16 protein-coding genes are annotated in these 15,966 nt (G+C 73.4%); 13 read left to right on the top strand and 3 right to left on the bottom strand.

Annotation, left to right across the window (positions count from 1 at the left end):
- The 6 genes from ACFFJG_RS09665 to ACFFJG_RS09640 all read left to right on the top strand — a co-directional run.
- Positions 1 to 547 (top strand): response regulator (locus tag ACFFJG_RS09665; RefSeq protein ID WP_378518427.1); only part of this gene is annotated, 547 nt, incomplete at its 5' end.
- 10 nt (positions 548 to 557) lie between these two features.
- Complete coding sequence (locus ACFFJG_RS09660; protein ID WP_378518425.1) at positions 558 to 1,427, top strand: aldo/keto reductase; 870 nt, start codon at positions 558 to 560, stop codon at positions 1,425 to 1,427.
- 4 nt (positions 1,428 to 1,431) lie between these two features.
- The gene (locus ACFFJG_RS09655) at positions 1,432 to 2,400 is read left to right on the top strand and encodes an SDR family NAD(P)-dependent oxidoreductase (RefSeq protein ID WP_378518424.1); all 969 of its coding nucleotides are present in this window, start codon (positions 1,432 to 1,434) and stop codon (positions 2,398 to 2,400) included.
- Between the two features lie 203 nt (positions 2,401 to 2,603).
- Positions 2,604 to 3,065 carry a Fur family transcriptional regulator gene (locus ACFFJG_RS09650; protein WP_378518423.1) on the top strand — a complete coding sequence of 154 codons (462 nt, stop codon included), beginning with the start codon at positions 2,604 to 2,606 and terminating at the stop codon, positions 3,063 to 3,065.
- 26 nt (positions 3,066 to 3,091) lie between these two features.
- Positions 3,092 to 5,365: a catalase/peroxidase HPI gene (katG, locus tag ACFFJG_RS09645; RefSeq protein ID WP_378518421.1), complete on the top strand. Its 2,274-nt coding sequence runs from the start codon at positions 3,092 to 3,094 to the stop codon at positions 5,363 to 5,365.
- Positions 5,366 to 5,427: 62 nt separating this feature from the next.
- Positions 5,428 to 5,790 carry a bleomycin resistance protein gene (locus ACFFJG_RS09640; RefSeq protein WP_378518420.1) on the top strand — a complete coding sequence of 121 codons (363 nt, stop codon included), beginning with the start codon at positions 5,428 to 5,430 and terminating at the stop codon, positions 5,788 to 5,790.
- A gap of 75 nt (positions 5,791 to 5,865) precedes the next feature.
- On the opposite strand, the gene ACFFJG_RS09635 is transcribed toward ACFFJG_RS09640, so the two are convergent.
- Entirely contained in the window at positions 5,866 to 6,303 is a 438-nt protein-coding gene (locus tag ACFFJG_RS09635; protein ID WP_378518419.1) for an MOSC domain-containing protein, read from the bottom strand.
- 119 nt (positions 6,304 to 6,422) lie between these two features.
- On the opposite strand from ACFFJG_RS09635, the gene ACFFJG_RS09630 reads away from it, so the two are divergent.
- From ACFFJG_RS09630 to ACFFJG_RS09610, 5 genes are all read left to right on the top strand, one after another.
- Positions 6,423 to 7,025, top strand: a complete 603-nt coding sequence (locus ACFFJG_RS09630; protein WP_378518418.1) for a DinB family protein — start codon at positions 6,423 to 6,425, stop codon at positions 7,023 to 7,025.
- Positions 7,026 to 7,142: 117 nt separating this feature from the next.
- Positions 7,143 to 7,898 carry a Pr6Pr family membrane protein gene (locus ACFFJG_RS09625; protein ID WP_378518417.1) on the top strand — a complete coding sequence of 252 codons (756 nt, stop codon included), beginning with the start codon at positions 7,143 to 7,145 and terminating at the stop codon, positions 7,896 to 7,898.
- Between the two features lie 55 nt (positions 7,899 to 7,953).
- Complete coding sequence (locus ACFFJG_RS09620; RefSeq protein WP_378518416.1) at positions 7,954 to 8,898, top strand: homocysteine S-methyltransferase family protein; 945 nt, start codon at positions 7,954 to 7,956, stop codon at positions 8,896 to 8,898.
- 51 nt (positions 8,899 to 8,949) lie between these two features.
- The gene (locus tag ACFFJG_RS09615) at positions 8,950 to 10,368 is read left to right on the top strand and encodes an MFS transporter (protein ID WP_378518414.1); all 1,419 of its coding nucleotides are present in this window, start codon (positions 8,950 to 8,952) and stop codon (positions 10,366 to 10,368) included.
- Between the two features lie 169 nt (positions 10,369 to 10,537).
- A complete protein-coding gene (locus tag ACFFJG_RS09610) occupies positions 10,538 to 12,991 on the top strand; it encodes an immune inhibitor A domain-containing protein (protein ID WP_378518412.1) in 2,454 nt (817 codons plus the stop codon).
- A gap of 100 nt (positions 12,992 to 13,091) precedes the next feature.
- Here the strand turns inward: ACFFJG_RS09610 and ACFFJG_RS09605 are convergent, their stop codons facing one another.
- Complete coding sequence (locus ACFFJG_RS09605; RefSeq protein ID WP_378518411.1) at positions 13,092 to 14,207, bottom strand: alpha/beta hydrolase family protein; 1,116 nt, start codon at positions 14,205 to 14,207, stop codon at positions 13,092 to 13,094.
- A gap of 116 nt (positions 14,208 to 14,323) precedes the next feature.
- Here ACFFJG_RS09605 and ACFFJG_RS09600 point away from each other — a divergent pair, with 116 nt between their 5' ends.
- Both ACFFJG_RS09600 and ACFFJG_RS09595 read left to right on the top strand, forming a co-directional pair.
- Positions 14,324 to 15,175, top strand: a complete 852-nt coding sequence (locus tag ACFFJG_RS09600) for a sigma-70 family RNA polymerase sigma factor (RefSeq protein ID WP_378518409.1) — start codon at positions 14,324 to 14,326, stop codon at positions 15,173 to 15,175.
- 59 nt (positions 15,176 to 15,234) lie between these two features.
- Positions 15,235 to 15,462: a hypothetical protein gene (locus tag ACFFJG_RS09595; RefSeq protein WP_378519472.1), complete on the top strand. Its 228-nt coding sequence runs from the start codon at positions 15,235 to 15,237 to the stop codon at positions 15,460 to 15,462.
- A 152-nt stretch (positions 15,463 to 15,614) separates the two neighbouring features.
- Here ACFFJG_RS09595 and ACFFJG_RS09590 read toward each other — a convergent pair whose 3' ends face one another.
- Positions 15,615 to 15,926, bottom strand: a complete 312-nt coding sequence (locus ACFFJG_RS09590; protein ID WP_378518407.1) for a hypothetical protein — start codon at positions 15,924 to 15,926, stop codon at positions 15,615 to 15,617.
- Positions 15,927 to 15,966 lie beyond the last annotated feature (40 nt).

The raw sequence follows: 15,966 nt of genomic DNA, 5'->3' as shown, positions 1-15,966 counted from the left end.
CGGCGTCGCCGCCAACGGCGCGGAGGCGGTCGCGCTGGTCCGCGAGCTGCGTCCCGACGTGGCGCTGATGGACCTGCAGATGCCGGAGGTCGACGGGGTGGAGGCGACCCGCACGATCCTGGCCGAGGAGCTCGGCACCGAGGTCCTGGTGCTGACGTCGTTCTCAGACCAGGCCCGCATCCACGCCGCCATCGACGCCGGCGCCGTGGGCTACCTGCTCAAGGACGCCGAGCCCGACGCGCTGCTCGACGGCATCCGCGCGGTGGCCCGGGGCGAATCGCCGATCGACCCGCGCGCCGCGCGCCGGCTGCTCGCCGCACGCGCCGACGCCGCGCCCGACGCGGGAGCAGGGCTCTCGCCTCGGGAGACCGAGGTGCTGCGGCTCGTGGTGCAGGGTCTGCTCAACAAGCAGATCGCCCAGCGCCTCGGGGTGACCGAGCGGACGGTGAAGGCCCACCTGACCTCGGCCTACCAGCGCATCGGCGTCGCCGACCGCACCCAGGCGGCCCTCTGGGCGCAGCGCAACGGGTTGGTCGACCCCTCGTAGTCTCGAGGGCATGCAGACACGCACCCTCGGAAACCAGCAGGTCGGCGCGATCGGCCTGGGCCTGATGACCTTCGACCAGACCGGCTCGCAGCCGCGCCAGCAGCTGCTCGACACGGTCACCGCCGCCCTCGACGCCGGCGTGACCCTCTTCGACACCGCCGACGCCTACGGCCCCGGCGACGAGAAGGGTGCCGACGCGCAGGGCGAGAACGAGCGGCTGATCGCCTCCCTCCTCGATGAGCTCGGCGTGCGCGACCGTGTCCTGCTCGCCACCAAGGGCGGCCACGTCCGCACCGACGGCGGCGGCTGGGACACCGACAGCTCCGCCGACCACCTCCGCAGCGCCGTCGACGCCAGTCTCCAGCGCCTCGGGGTCGAGCAGATCGCGCTGTGGCAGCACCACCGTCCGGACCCGAAGGTGCCCTACGACGAGGTGATCGCCACGCTCAAGGAGATCGCCGACAGCGGCAAGGTCGCGGCGGTCGGGCTCTCCAACGCCGACCCCGAGCAGATCCGCGCGGCGCACGCCGTCCTCGGCGACGCGCTGGTGAGCGTGCAGAACCAGTTCAGCCCCAAGTTCCGCTCCAGCAAGCCCGAGATCGACGTGTGCGACGAGCTGGGCCTGGCGTTCCTGCCCTGGAGCCCGCTGGGTGGGCTCTCCGACGCCAAGGAGCTCGCCGACAAGCACCCGGCCTTCGCCGAGATCGCGCAGGACCGCGGCGTCAGCGCGCAGCAGGTCGCGCTGGCCTGGGAGCTCGCCCAGTCGCCGGTCGTGATCCCGATCCCCGGGGCCAAGCGCCCCTCCTCGATCACCGACTCGGCAGCAGCCGCGGAGATCGAGCTCAGCGCCGACGAGCTGGCCCGCCTCGACGCGAGCTGAGCCCGTGACCTCGTCGGCGGTGCGGCCGCTCCTGGCCCGCGCCGTCGACACGGCCCTGGACCGGTCGGTGGTGCTCGGCTACACCTCCCTCGGCCTCGCGGTCCGGCGGGCGCTGCCGGGGTGGCCGGCCGACCCGGCAGCCGGGGCGCTCGAGGGTCGCCACGTGCTGGTGACCGGCGCGAGCTCCGGCCTCGGCGTCGCCACCGCCGCCGGGCTCGCCGACCTCGACGCGACCGTCCACCTGCTCGTCCGCGACGAGGCGAAGGGCGAGGGGGCCGCCGAGCGGATCCGGGGCGCGCAGCCGGGCGCCCGGCTGCGCCTGTGGCGCTGCGACGTCGGCGACCTCGACGACGTACGCCGCTTCGCCGCGGACTTCGCGACCGAGGTCGCCGAGCTGCGCGCCGTGGTCCACAACGCCGGCGTGATGCCGACCGAGCGCACGGAGTCGGCCCAGGGCCACGAGCTCAGCATGGCGGTGCACGTCCTCGGTCCGGTCGTCATGACCGAGGCGCTGCGCGGCCCGCTCCGCGGCGGACGGGTGGTGCTGGTGGGCAGCGGCGGGATGTACGCCCAGGGGCTGCGCGCCGACGACCCCGGCTACCTGACCGGCGACCACTCGCCCACGACCGCCTACGCCCGGTCGAAGCGGATGCAGGTCGAGCTGGCCCCGCTGCTCGCCCGGCGCTGGGACGACCTCACCGTCGCGGTCATGCACCCCGGCTGGGCTGACACCCCGGGCGTGCAGGAGTCGCTGCCCATGTTCCGGCGGCTCACCCGCCCCGTGCTGCGCGACGACGCCCAGGGCGCCGACACCAGCGTCTGGCTTGCCGCCGTCGAGCCGGCCCCGCCGACGGGCCTCTTCTGGCACGACCGCGTGCCGCGGCCCACCAGCCTGCTGCCCACGACCCGCCCCTCGCCGGCCGACCTCGACCGCGCCCGGGCGTGGCTCGAGGACGCCGCCGGCCTGGGGTAGTCCACCGGGTGGTCGTCGTTGCGCCGGCCTGACGACCACGTGCCGGTGGACTACCCCGGACGCGCCCTCGGTCGGGGTAGTCCAGTGGCAAAACGTTGCCGTTGGAGCGCTCCTGTCACGTCCTGCCACTGGACTACCCGGCGAACGCGGACACCCCCCGGAAAGACTTGACTCGTTCAAGAAAGCCCGGCAGGGTGGGAGCGATGGACGACCACACCGAGGCTGACTTCGTGCAGCTGCTCCGCGGCGCGGACCTGCGGGTGACCCGCCCGCGCCTCGCCGTGCTGCGTGCGGTGCGCAGCCACCCGCACGCCGACACCGCCAGCGTGCTCGCCGCCGTGCGCTCGGAGGAGCCGACGGTCTCGCACCAGGCGGTCTACGACGTCCTCGGTGCGCTGGCCGACCACGGCATCGTCCGCCGCATCCAGCCCGCCGGGTCGGTGGCGCGCTACGAGCTGCGCGTCGGCGACAACCACCACCACGTCGTGTGCCGCTCCTGCGGCACGGTCGCCGACGTCGACTGCGCGGTCGGCCACCGGCCGTGCCTCGACGCCTCCGACGACCACGGCTTCGTCATCGACGAGGCCGAGGTCACCTACTGGGGCCTGTGCCCCGCCTGCGCCGCCCGCACCGCCGGGAGCGCCCCGCAGCCCGACCGCCCGTGACCCCACCCGCATCCGAGAGGAACGACATGAGCGACAGCCAGGACACCACGCCCGAGAGCCCCCAGGGGGTGGACCGGAAGGCCGAGGGAGGCTGCCCGGTCATGCACGACTCGGCGACCGCCCAGGGGAGCGAGAGCGAGAACCCCGTCATCGACTCGCCCGAGCCGAAGGGTCACCGCCCGCGCACCAACCAGGACTGGTGGCCCAACCAGCTCGACCTGTCGGTGCTGCACGCCCACTCGCCGAAGGGCAACCCGCTGGGCGCCGACTTCAGCTACCGCGAGGCGTTCGCCCAGCTCGACGTCGAGGCGCTCAAGGCCGACATCGCGCAGACCCTGCGCAGCTCCCAGGACTGGTGGCCCGCCGACTTCGGTCACTACGGCGGCCTGATGATCCGGATGAGCTGGCACTCCGCCGGCACGTACCGCGTGCAGGACGGCCGCGGCGGCGCCGGTGACGGCGGCCAGCGCTTCGCCCCCCTCAACTCCTGGCCCGACAACGCCAACCTCGACAAGGCCCGCCGGCTGCTGTGGCCGGTCAAGCAGAAGTACGGCCAGAAGATCTCGTGGGCCGACCTGCTGGTGCTCGCCGGCAACGTCGCGCTCGAGGACATGGGCTTCGAGACCTTCGGCTTCGCGTTCGGCCGCGAGGACGTGTGGGAGCCCGAGGAGATCTACTGGGGCCCCGAGGACACCTGGCTCGGCGACGAGCGCTACGCCGGCGAGCGCGAGCTCGGCGAGAACCTCGGCGCCGTGCAGATGGGCCTGATCTACGTCAACCCCGAGGGGCCCAACGGCAACCCCGACCCCGTGGCGTCCGCGCGCGACATCCGCGAGACGTTCGCCCGGATGGCGATGAACGACGAGGAGACCGTCGCCCTCATCGCCGGCGGCCACACCTTCGGCAAGACCCACGGCAACGGCGACGCCGACCTGATCGGCCCCGAGCCCGAGGGTGCCCCGCTGGAGAACCAGGGCCTGGGCTGGCTCAGCTCGCACGGCTCCGGCAAGGGCGCCGACACGATCACGTCCGGCCTCGAGGTCACCTGGACCGACGTCCCCACCCAGTGGAGCAACCGCTACTTCGAGATCCTCTTCGGCTACGAGTGGGAGCTCACCGAGAGCCCGGCCGGCGCCAACCAGTGGGTCGCGAAGACCGACGACGCGATCATCCCCGACGCGCACGACCCGCAGAAGAAGCACCGCCCGACGATGCTGACCTCCGACCTCGCGCTGCGCTTCGACCCGGCGTACGAGAAGATCTCGCGCCGCTTCCTGGAGAACCCCGACCAGTTCGCCGAGGCGTTCGCCAAGGCCTGGTACAAGCTGCTGCACCGCGACATGGGCCCGGTCGGCCCGCACCTGCTCGGCCCCTGGGTGCCGGAGGCGCAGCTCTGGCAGGACCCGGTCCCGGCGGTCGAGGGCGAGCTGGTCGGCGACGCCGACGTGGCGACCCTCAAGGAGAAGCTGCTCGACTCCGGCCTCTCGGTCGCCCAGCTGGTCTCGCTGGCCTGGGCCTCCGCCGCGACCTTCCGCCACACCGACCGGCGCGGTGGAGCCAACGGTGCGCGCATCCGCCTGGAGCCCCAGCGCGGGTGGGCGGTGCACGCCGACCTCGACCTCGACGCCTCGCTGGCGGCGATCGAGCGCGTGCAGCAGGAGTTCAACGCCGCCAGCGGCGCGCAGGTCTCGCTGGCCGACCTGATCGTGCTCGGTGGTGCCGCCGCGATCGAGAAGGCGGCCAAGGACGCCGGCCACGACGTGAGCGTCCCGTTCCACCCCGGCCGCACCGACGCCACCCAGGAGCAGACCGACGTCGACTCGATGCGCTGGCTCGAGCCGCGCGCCGACGGCTTCCGCAACTGGGCCCGCCCCGGTGAGAAGCTGCAGCCGGAGAAGCTGCTGGTCGACAAGGCCTACATGCTCGGCCTGTCGGCTCCGCAGATGACGGTGCTGCTGGGCGGCCTGCGGTCGCTGGGCGCCACCGCCGGCGAGACGTCGCACGGCGTGCTGACCGAGCGTCCGGGCCAGCTGACGAACGACTTCTTCGTCAACCTGCTCTCGCCCGGCACGCAGTGGAAGGCCTCGCAGTCCGACGAGGGCGTCTACGAGATCCGCGACGTCGCCTCCGGTGACCTGCGCTGGACCGCCACCGCGGTCGACCTGGTGCTCGGCTCCAACTCGCAGCTGCGGGCGCTGGCCGAGGTCTACGCGAGCGAGGACGCCGGCGAGAAGTTCGTCGCCGACTTCGTCGCGGCCTGGACCCAGGTCATGGACAACGACCGGTTCGACCTGCGCTGAGTCGCCTCCGGCAGCCCGGGTCCCTCGCGGGGCCCGGGCTGTCGTGCGTCTAGCGTGGTCCCATGGCCGACCACGCCACCCCGAACCTCCCCTCGCGCGACCTCGACGCGACGGAGGCGTTCTACGCCGCGCTCGGGTTCACGGCGACGTACCGCGACCCCGGCTGGATGATCCTGGCGCGCGGCGGCCTGGTGCTCGAGTTCTTCCCCGACCCCGGGGTCGACCCCGCCACGACCTCGGCCGGGTGCTGCCTGCGGGTCGACGACCTCGACGCGTTGTACGACGTCTGCGTGCGCGCCGGCGTGCCCGAGCGGCGTACCGGCTGGCCGCGGCTGCACCCGCCGGCCGTCGAGGAGTCGGGGATGCGGATCGCCCACCTCGTCGACCCCGACGGGACGCTGCTGCACCTCGTGCAGAACCCCTGACCCTCCCCCTCCCCCGGGGTAGTCCGTATCAGTGGGGTCGCCGTGGGCCGCTCCCGACGACCCATTTCATACGGACTACGGTCGGACGACGGGGTCGCCGACGCGGATCGTGCCGGAGGTCAGCAGCCGGAACACAGTGCCACCGCGCGGTGACTTCAGGGCGGCCATCGCGCCCTCCCCGAGCCAGTCGTCGAGCAGCCGGCACGGGGCGGCGATGCGGACCACCTCGAGCTCGACGTCGCCGATGGTCAGCCGCTCGCCGGGCCGGGTCGGCAGCGGGCCGGCGTCCACGGTGACGTTGCGGCGGGTCAGGCCGGGGTCGACCTCACGACCCAGCACCTCGGCGGCCGCGGCGAGGTCGTCGAGCGACTGCACGGTCACGTGGCGGTGCCGGGTGCCGTGGTAGCGGTCGCCCACCAGGCCCCGGCCCGCCTCGGCCTCCACCTCGGGCACCTGCTTCGTCGGCAGCCGCCGTCCCGGGGCCAGGTGGATGGCATGGACGCGCGCGCTCACGCCCCGACCGTACTTCGCGGCCGGAACTGCCGCTTGGTACGCGAAGCTTCGGCCTCGAAGCGGCAACTTCCCCGGATATCCGGGGATCTCGGGGGCGCCCGGCGGGCATAGTGCGGGGGATGAGCGACCTCCGGGACCCCAAGCCAGCCCTCCAGCACTACCTCCAGCAGGCGCGGGAGGCGCTGGTGTGGAAGCTGGACGGTCTCGGGGAGCAGGAGGTACGGCTGCCCCGCACGCCGACGGGCACCCACCTGCTCGGGATCGTGCGTCATTGCGCCAACGTCGAGATCGGCTACTTCGGGCCGACGTTCGGCCGGGCGTGGCCCGACGAGGACGCACCCGCCTACGTCACCGACGCGGAGGGCGAGGCCGACCCGCAGGCCGACTGGCGGGTGCCGGCCGACATCTCGACCACCGAGCTGGTCGACTTCTACCGCTCGGTGTGGGCGTTCGCCGACGAGACCATCGCCGCGCTGCCGCTCGACGCCGAGGGCCGGGTGCCGTGGTGGCCCGAGGAGCGGGCCACGGTGAGCCTGCAGCGCATCATCGTCCACGTGGTGGCCGAGCTGTCCCGGCACGCCGGCCAGGCCGACGTGATCCGCGAGGGCCTCGACGGCGCAGCCGGGCTGCGCGAGGACGTCAGCAACCTGCCCGACGGCACCGACTGGCCGGCGTACGTCGCCGAGCTGACGCGGGTCGCGGAGTCGTTCCCGCCTGCCTGAGCCCCTGGCCGTGCTTCGCGGTCGAACCTGCCACTTCGTACGCGAAGCTTCGGCCTCGAAGCGGCAACTTCCCCGGATATCCGGGGACTTCGGGGGCGGGGCGCGATACTCCACCCCGTGCCGACCTCCGAGCCCCAGCCCACGACCCAGCCTGAGCCCACGCCGACGACCGCGCCCGACGCCCACCAGCCCACGACGACCGCGCGGCGAGCGTATGCCGTCAACGCCGCCGTCGCGTGGTTCGGCCTCACGGCGACGCTCGTCATCTCGGCGCTCGACGGCTACGACCGTGCGCCCGTCGAGCCCGGCCTCTACGGGGACACCGCCGTCGGGGCGGCCGGGGCCCTGACCCGGGTGGTCGACACGCTGAGCTACTTCACGATCTGGTCCAACGTCGTCGTGGCCGTCTCCCTGACCCTGCTGCTGGCGCGACCGCTGCGGGCGAGCGCCGCGACCCGGGTGCTGCGCCTGTCGGGGCTGCTGATGATCACGGTGACGGCGATCGTCTACCAGGTGCTGCTCGCCCCGACGGTGGACGTGACCGGGTGGTCGCTGCTCACCGACCCGGTGCTCCACGTCGTCACGCCGGTCCTCACCGTGGTGGTCTGGGTGGTCTGGGGTCCGCGCGGGTGGGTCACGCTGCGTGAGGTGCCCCTTGCGCTGGTCATCCCCCTGGTGTGGATCGTGTGGATGCTGGTGCGCGGCGCGGTCGTGCACGCCTACCCCTACGGCTTCGCCAACGTGGAGGAGCTCGGCTACGCCACGGTCGCGACGACGCTGGTCGCCATCCTGGTCTTCGGGCTCGTCCTGGCCGCCGTGTTCTGGGGCGTGGAGACCCGCCTGCTGCGCCGCCGCGGTCCAGACCGCGGCTGACGCCCGCGCCGGCGCGGTGCTAGACCGGACGGACCGACCACACCCGGAGGCGCCCGTGAACGCGACCTGGCAGCTGCCCGACACCGAGCGGGGGTGGGTGACCGACGGCGGGCTCGAGACCGACCTGCTGTTCCACCACGGGGTCGACCTCCCCGACTTCGCAGCGTTCCCGCTCCTCGACGACGGCGCGGGCCGCCGGCTTCTCGCCGCGTACTACCGGGCGTACGCCGAGGTGGCGGCGCGGGCGGGCGCCGGACTGCTGCTGGAGACACCGACCTGGCGGGCGAGCACCGACTGGGGCGCCCGCCTCGGGTACGACGCCGGGGCGACGGCCCGGGTCAACCGCGACGCCGTCGCCTTCCTGCGTGCGCTCGCCGACGAGGTGGGCGACGCGGTCGGCGACGTGCTGGTGGGCGGCATGGTCGGGCCCCGCGGCGACGGCTACACCGCCGGCGACCTCGACGCCGATGCCTACGCCGACTACCACTGCCACCAGCTCGGCGCCCTCGCGGAGGCGGGCGCCGACCTCGCGACGGCGTACACGTTGACGACGGTGGCCGAGGCGGTCGGGGTGGTCCGGGCCGGACGGGACGCCGGCCTCCCGACCGCCGTGTCGTTCACGGTGGAGACCGACGGCCGGCTCCCGGACGGTACGCGCCTGGCGGACGCGGTGACCGCCCTCGACGCGGCGACGGACGCCGGGGCGGTGCACCTGCTGGTCAACTGCGCCCACCCCGACCACGTGCGCCCCGGGCTCGACGGAGGAGCGTGGCAGGACCGGCTGGTCGGCCTGCGGGTGAACTCCTCGCGGCTCACCCACGCCGAGCTCGACGAGGCCGAGGAGCTCGACGAGGGCGACCTCGACGACCTCGCCGCCCGCACCCGGGCCCTGGCGGCCGACCTGGACTGCGTGCGGGTCGTGGGCGGGTGCTGCGGGACCGACGCGCGGCACGTGGCGGCGATGTGGGACGGGTGGAGCCCGGTCACGTCGCTCCCCTGACGCAGCGGAAACGGGAGGCGCGCCGTCGGTGGTCGCACCTAGGCTCGACGCATGCCGCTCGAGGACGTGGACCCGGTCCCCGCGGACCCGGCTGCCCCGCAGGTCGAGGCCCACCTGCCGCCCGGCGTGAGCCGCGGCCCCGAGACGCTGCGCGCGTTCCGGCAGGTGCTGGGCAACACGCTGGTCGCCAACGTGACGTCCAGCTACCTGTGGTTCGCGCTCACGTTCTGGGCCTACCTCGAGACCCGGTCGGTGATGGCCACCGCGATCATCGGCGGTGGCTACATGCTCTTCACCGCCGTGCTCGGCACCTGGTTCGGCACCCTCGTCGACCGGCACCGCAAGAAGCAGGTGATGGTCGTGTCGTCGACCGTCACGCTCGTGGCCTACGGCCTGGCCGGCGGGCTGTGGCTGCTGCTGGGCGAGGACCGGCTCGCCGACTGGGGCAGCGCGTGGTTCTGGCTGTTCACCGCGGTGGTCCTGGTGGGCGGCGTGGTCGAGAGCCTGCGCAACATCGCGCTGTCCACGACGGTGACCCTGCTGGTGCCCGAGGACGGCCGCGACAAGGCCAACGGCCTGGTCGGCACCGTCCAGGGCGTCGCGTTCATGATCACCAGCGTGTTCTCCGGGCTCAGCGTCGGCCTGCTCGGCATGGGATGGACGCTCGCCGTCGCGATCGCGCTCACGGGGCTCTCGCTGGCGCACCTGGCGCCGGTCGTGATCCCCGAGCTCGTGCCCGACACCGAGGCGGGCGGGGCCAGGTTCGACGTCCGCGGCGCGGTCGCGGCGATCAGGGCGGTTCCCGGTCTGGTCGCGCTCATCCTCTTCTCGACCTTCAACAACCTCGTCGGCGGTGTCTACATGGCGCTGATGGACCCCTACGGCCTCGAGCTGTTCAGCGTCGAGGCGTGGGGCCTGGTGCTCGGCGTCACCGGTCTCGGCTTCGTGGTCGGCGGCGGCCTGGTCGCCCGCTTCGGCCTGGGCCGCAACCCCGTGCGCACCCTGTTGCTGGTCAACCTCGGCGTCGCCCTCATCGGCCTCACCTTCACGCTGCGCGAGTGGGCCTGGCTCTACGTCCTCGGCATCTTCGCCTTCATGGCGATCATCCCGGCGGCGGAGTCGGCCGAGCAGACGATCCTCCAGCGCGTCGTGCCCTTCCGCACCCAGGGCCGGGTCTTCGGCCTCGCCCAGAGCGTCGAGGTGGCGGCCAGCCCGGTCTCGGCGTTCCTCATCGGCCCGATCGCGGAGTTCGCCCTCATCCCCTACATGGAGACCGACCGGGGCCGCGACACGTGGCGCTGGCTGGTCGGTGACGGCGACGCCCGGGGCATCGCGCTGGTCTTCATGCTGGCCGGCGCGATCATGGGCGTGACGGTCCTGGTGGCCCTCGCCTCCGCGCCCTACCGCCGCCTCTCCCGGGCGTACGCCGCCGCGCCGCCGCAGCAGCTCGAGGCGCAGCCGGGCGCCTGAGGACCAGCTGTCCCGCGCCCGTCCCGCGCCCGTCCCGCGCCCGTTCGTCGCACTCGACGGCGCCGGGGGGCTGGTCAGTGTCGTAGGTCACGCCTAGGGTCGTCGACGACAGCACGTTTCTCTGGGGGCGGGACCCGCCCGACGGGCTGTCTCTCGGAAAGGAAGACTCGTGAGATCCACGACCCTCGGGCTGTCCCTCGCCCTCATCACCGGAGCCGGGGCCTTGTCCCTGGCTCCCTCCGTGGCCGCTGCCCCGGCCGCCTCCCACCGCACCGTGGGGGAGGCGCAGTCCGCCAACAGCGAGCACGTCCTGCCCAACCCGGAGGCCGAGAAGCAGGAGGCACTGCGCCAGCAGGCGTGGGCCGACGTGCTGAGCGGCAAGGCCGCGCCGCAGACCATCAACGGCGAGAAGGTCCTCAAGGTCGGCAAGGAGCCGGCCGCCGCCCTCCGCGGCGCCGCGCGCACCACCGCCGGCGCGACCCAGGACCAGTACGTCCAGCTGAGCAACGAGCGCACCGACAAGGTCTTCGTCTTCCTCGTCGACTTCGGCACCCAGCGCCACCCGAGCTACCCCGACCGCGACACCGACCCGGCCACGGCGGGCCCCACGACGTTCGAGGGTCCCGGGTTCAACCAGATCCCCCAGCCGGGCCCGGACGACAACTCCACCCAGTGGCGCGCGAACTACAACAAGAAGTACTACAAGAACCTCTACTTCGGCGACGGTGAGCTCGCCGACTCGCTCAAGAGCTATTACGAGCGCCAGTCCTCGGGTCGCTACAGCGTCGACGGCATGGTCACCGACGTCACCCGCGTGCCCTACAACGAGGCCCGCTACGGCCGCAGCAACGGCTACCCGTGCGCCGGCAACGTCTGCAACAACACCTGGAACCTCGTCGCCGACGGCATGAAGCAGTGGGTCGCCGACCAGAAGGCGGCCGGCAAGACCGACGCCCAGATCAAGCGCATCGTGTCGCAGTACGACATCCGCGACCGCTACGACTTCGACGGCGACGGCAACTTCGACGAGCCCGACGGCTACATCGACCGCTTCCAGATCATCCACGCCGGTGGCGACCAGGCCGACGGCGACCCGATCTTCGGCGAGGACGCCATCTGGAGCCACCGCTGGAAGGCCTTCCAGGGCACCGGCCAGGGCCCGAGCGTCGGCGGGGTCGCGAACCCCGACGGCGGCACGCAGATCGGTGACACCGGCATCTGGGTCGCCGACTACACCGTGCAGCCGGAGAACGGCGGCATCTCGGTGGTGGCCCACGAGTACGGCCACGACCTCGGCCTGCCCGACCACTACGACACCGCCGCCTCGGGCGACAACCCCGTGAGCTGGTGGACGCTCATGGCGCAGAGCCGCGTCTCCGCGGCCGGCGACCAGGGCATCGGCACCCGCGCCGCCGACCTCGGCGTGTGGGACAAGCTCCAGCTCGGCTGGCTCGACTACGAGACGGTCGTCGCGGGCCAGGACCGCACCCTCGACCTCGGCCCCCACGAGTACAACTCCGAGAAGGCCCAGGGCGTCGCGGTGGTCCTGCCTGACAAGCAGATCGCCACCACCCTGCCCACCCCGCCCGAGGGCACCAAGCAGTGGTTCTCCGGCTCCGGTGACGACTACCGCGCCTCCATGTCGCGCACCGTCGCCGTCCCGGCCGGCACCACCACGCTGTCGCTGAAGGCCGCCTGGAACATCGAGGAGGACTACGACTTCGGCTACCTCGAGGTGGAGGCGCCGGCCGGCAGCGGCACGTGGACCGCCCTCGACACCTCGGCGCTGGACCCCGACACCGACACCGACACCAACCCCGCCAACGACCCGGCCAAGGAGGCCGGCATCGACGGTGTCAGCAACGGCTACGTCGCCGCGACCTACGACCTGTCGGCCTACGCCGGGCAGACCATCGGTCTCCGCGCGCGCTACGCCAGCGACGGTGCCGTGCAGGGGCAGGACCCCTCGCTCGGCTGGTCGGGGCTGCTCGTCGACGACATCAAGGTCGTCAACGGGTCCACGACGGTGCTCGCCGACGGGGCGGAGACCACGCCCAACGGCTGGACGCTCGACGGGTTCACCTCGGTGGGGGCCAGCTACAACACGGCCTACGACCAGTTCTACCTGGCCAGCAACCGCACCTACACCTCCTACGACAAGTACCTCCAGACCGGCCCGTACAACTTCAGCTTCGCGGACCGGCCCGACTTCGTGGAGAAGTTCCCCTACCAGGACGGCCTGCTGGTCAACTACTGGGACACCTCGTTCAGTGACAACAACACCAGCCAGCACCCCGGTGGCGGCCTGGTGCTCCCGGTCGACGCCAACCCCGAGCCGTTCTACAACCTGCAGGGCGCGGCGTGGCGCGGTCGGATCCAGACCTACGACGCCCCGTTCGGCCTGCAGAAGAGCGACTCGTTCTACCTCACGGCCGGTGGCAGGCGCTCCTACATCCGGGGCCGTGCGGCCAACCCGGTGTTCGACGACAGCGACCCGAACCGCTACTTCCAGCCCTACGCCGACGCGGGCCTGACCCGGGTGGGCGTGAAGGTGGCCGGGGTCGGCGTCAAGATCCAGGTCCTGTCGCAGAACGGCACCAGCATGCAGGTCCGGGTGCACTGACCCAGCAGGACCAGCAGGAACAGCAGCACCAGCACCGCACCGGCGGGGCCGGGAGCCACGGGCTCCCGGCCCCGTCGGCGTCCGGGCCGTCGGCCGAGCGTCAGGCCGGCATCCGGGCGCGCAGGAAGCGCACCGTCCGGTCCATCGCAGCGACGAACGCGGGACCGAACGCGTGCCCGTCGTCGTACCACTCCAGGGTGCTGTCGACCCCCGCGGCGGTGAGCGCCCGCTGCGTGGCGCGTGCCCACCGCGGCGGGCAGGTGTCGTCGTAGCGTCCGTGCACCAGCAGGACCGGCTCGGTGACGTCCCCGAACGCCGGTCTCGGTGACACGCCGCGCCAGAACGCGGGGTCCTCGTCGGGCAGCCCGTGCCGACCGCGGAACGACGCGCGGAGCGTGGCGACGGGGGCGTCCGGGCGCTGGAACCGGTCGAAGTTCTCGCCCTCCAGGCTCGACACCGACGCCCAGCCGACCCCGGCGGCGAAGAGGCCGGGCTCGGCCACGAGCGCCTTGAGCATCACCCCGCCGCCCATCGAGCGCCCGAAGAGCGCCACCCGGTCCGGGTCGACCCGCACGTCGCGCGAGGCCGCGAGCGCGCGGGCCGCGGCGGCGACGTCGGCGGCGTAGCCCAGGCGCACAGCGGTCTCGATGCGCGGGTCGTCGCCCGACTCCGCGTGGTTGCGGTAGTCGACGTGGAGCGCCACGAAGCCGCGCTCGGCGAGGAACCCGCGCTCGCGGGTCATCCCCTGGCCGCGCACGTAGACGGCGGGGTCGATGTAGCCGTGGGCGAGCACGACGGCGGGCCAGCCACCGCGGGGGCCGCGTCCCGCCGGCACGTCGAGCACCCCGCTGATCCGCAGCGGGGGCGTCCCGGCGCCCGCGGTGGTGGAGCGGAAGGTGACGTCGTAGGAGGTGGAGGTCGCGGTGCGCTCGCGCACGGCCCACAGACGCAGGCCCCCACCGGCGAGGTCGGCCTGCGCGAGGGCTGCGAGGGACACCGGGTCGGGCGGGGGCTCCTCGGCCGCGGGACCGTCGTCGGTGTCGTCACCGGGCTCGTCCGTCGGCTGGTCGGCCGGTCCGGAACCGGACGGCGTCGAGGTCGGGGCCCGCTCGGGCGGGGAGTCGTCGGGGACGTCAGTGGAGCAGCCCGCGAGCAGCACCAGGGCCGCCGCCGTGGTCGCGAGCGGTCCGGCTCGGTGCACCCGCAGCGCCGTCATCGCTCCAGTGTGCGCGACCGGCCCCAGAATTCGTCCGCGGATCCGGTCACACCCGAGGCTGCCCGTACGTCGAAGGGGTGGAGGATGCCGGAACGAGAGGCGGGGGCACGGACCACATGGACCAGACGGAGATCTTCGAGGGCGAGCGGCCGCGGTTGCTCGCGATCGCGACGCGGGTGCTCGGCGACCACGCCGAGGCCGAGGACGTCGTGCAGCAGGCGTGGCTCCGGTTGGACCGCACGACGGCTCGAGGCGAGGTGGTCGACAACCTGCCGGCGTGGTTGACCACCGTGACCACGCGGCTCTGCCTCGACCGGCTGCGCGCCCGCACGCCCGTGCCGGTCGACGACGAGCAGCTCGCCGACGCGGTGGACGCCTCGCCCGACCCCGCCGACGACGTCGCCCTGGCCGACACCGTGGGCGTCGCGCTGCAGGCGGTCATCGACCGGCTGACCCCGCGGGAGCGGGTGGCGTTCGTCCTGCACGACACGTTCGGCTTCGAGTTCACCACGATCGCCGCGCTGCTCGACACGACGCCGGCCGCGGCCCGCAAGCTCGCCTCGCGGGCGCGGGCCAAGGTCGCGCAGCCGCGCGCCGAGGACGCCCTCGCCGACTGGGAGGTCGTGGACGCGTTCATGGACGCCGCGCGGGGAGGCGACCTCGAGCGGCTGCTGCAGCTGCTGGCCCCCGACGCCGTCGTCGGGGCGGACGAGGCGGCCGTGCTGGCCGGCACCCCGGCGAACATCGAGGGCCGCGAGCAGGTCGCGGCGTTCTTCAACGGCAGCGCGCAGTCGGCGCTCGCCGTCCTGGTCGACGACCGACCCGCGTCCGCGTGGTTCCACCGCGGCACGGCGAGGGTCGTCTTCGACTTCGAGGTCACCGACGGTCGGGTCAGCGCGATCACCTTCCGCGCCGCCCCCGACCTCCTGGCCCGCGTCGTGCGCCGCGACGGCCCCGACCCCCGCTGACCGACCCGCCCGACCCGCCCGACCCACCACACCCCGACCGAGGAGACGCCGTGAAGACCATGACCTGCCGCCAGCTGGGCGGCCCGTGCGACCTGCCCCACCACGGGGAGACGCACGACGACGTGATCAACGCCCAGGACCGCCACCTGAAGGAGGCCGAGAAGGACGGCGACGCCGTGCACCTGCCGGCGCGCAAGGAGATGAAGAACCGGTGGCTCCACCCCAAGAAGTCCATGGGGTGGTACCGCGAGATGCAGGCGGCCTTCGCGGCGCTCCCCGAGGACTGAGCCTCCTCCGACGCCTTCGCTGCTTCACCATGGGATGCCGGGAAGCACCGCACTTCCCTCATGAAGGAGCGTGAGGGAAGTGCACCTTCGCCGACATCCCATGGGGAAGCAGCAGCGCAGCCGGCAGGCGGGGCAGGGGGACCGGCCCGGGGTCAGGCCTTCCGGTCGGCGAGCACGTGGGCCGCGCCGGCGGCCGCGGCGGTGACGCCGAGCACCGAGGGCCAGGTGCCGACCTTCTTCGCCAGCGGGTGCGAGACGCCCATCGCGGTCCAGTACGCCGCGGTCAGGCCGGCGACGAGCGGGGCCCCGCCGACGGCGTACCACCGGCGCGCGGCGACGACGTTGGCGCCGAGCATCGCGGCACCCCCGAGGGGGCGTACGCCGGTGCGCTGGGCGAGCGTGAAGCCGCCGACCAGGCCGGCGGCGAGGAGCGGGGCGGTGGGGACGCGGTGGAGGTCGGGCACGGTCCCGAGACTAGCCACCGGGGGATGGCGGGGCCGGGGA

Source organism: Nocardioides zeicaulis (genome assembly GCF_042432345.1).
Lineage (GTDB): Bacteria > Actinomycetota > Actinomycetes > Propionibacteriales > Nocardioidaceae > Nocardioides > Nocardioides zeicaulis.
The sequence above is the reverse complement of the archived record's forward strand: the minus strand, read 5'-3'. Positions and strand labels throughout refer to the sequence as shown.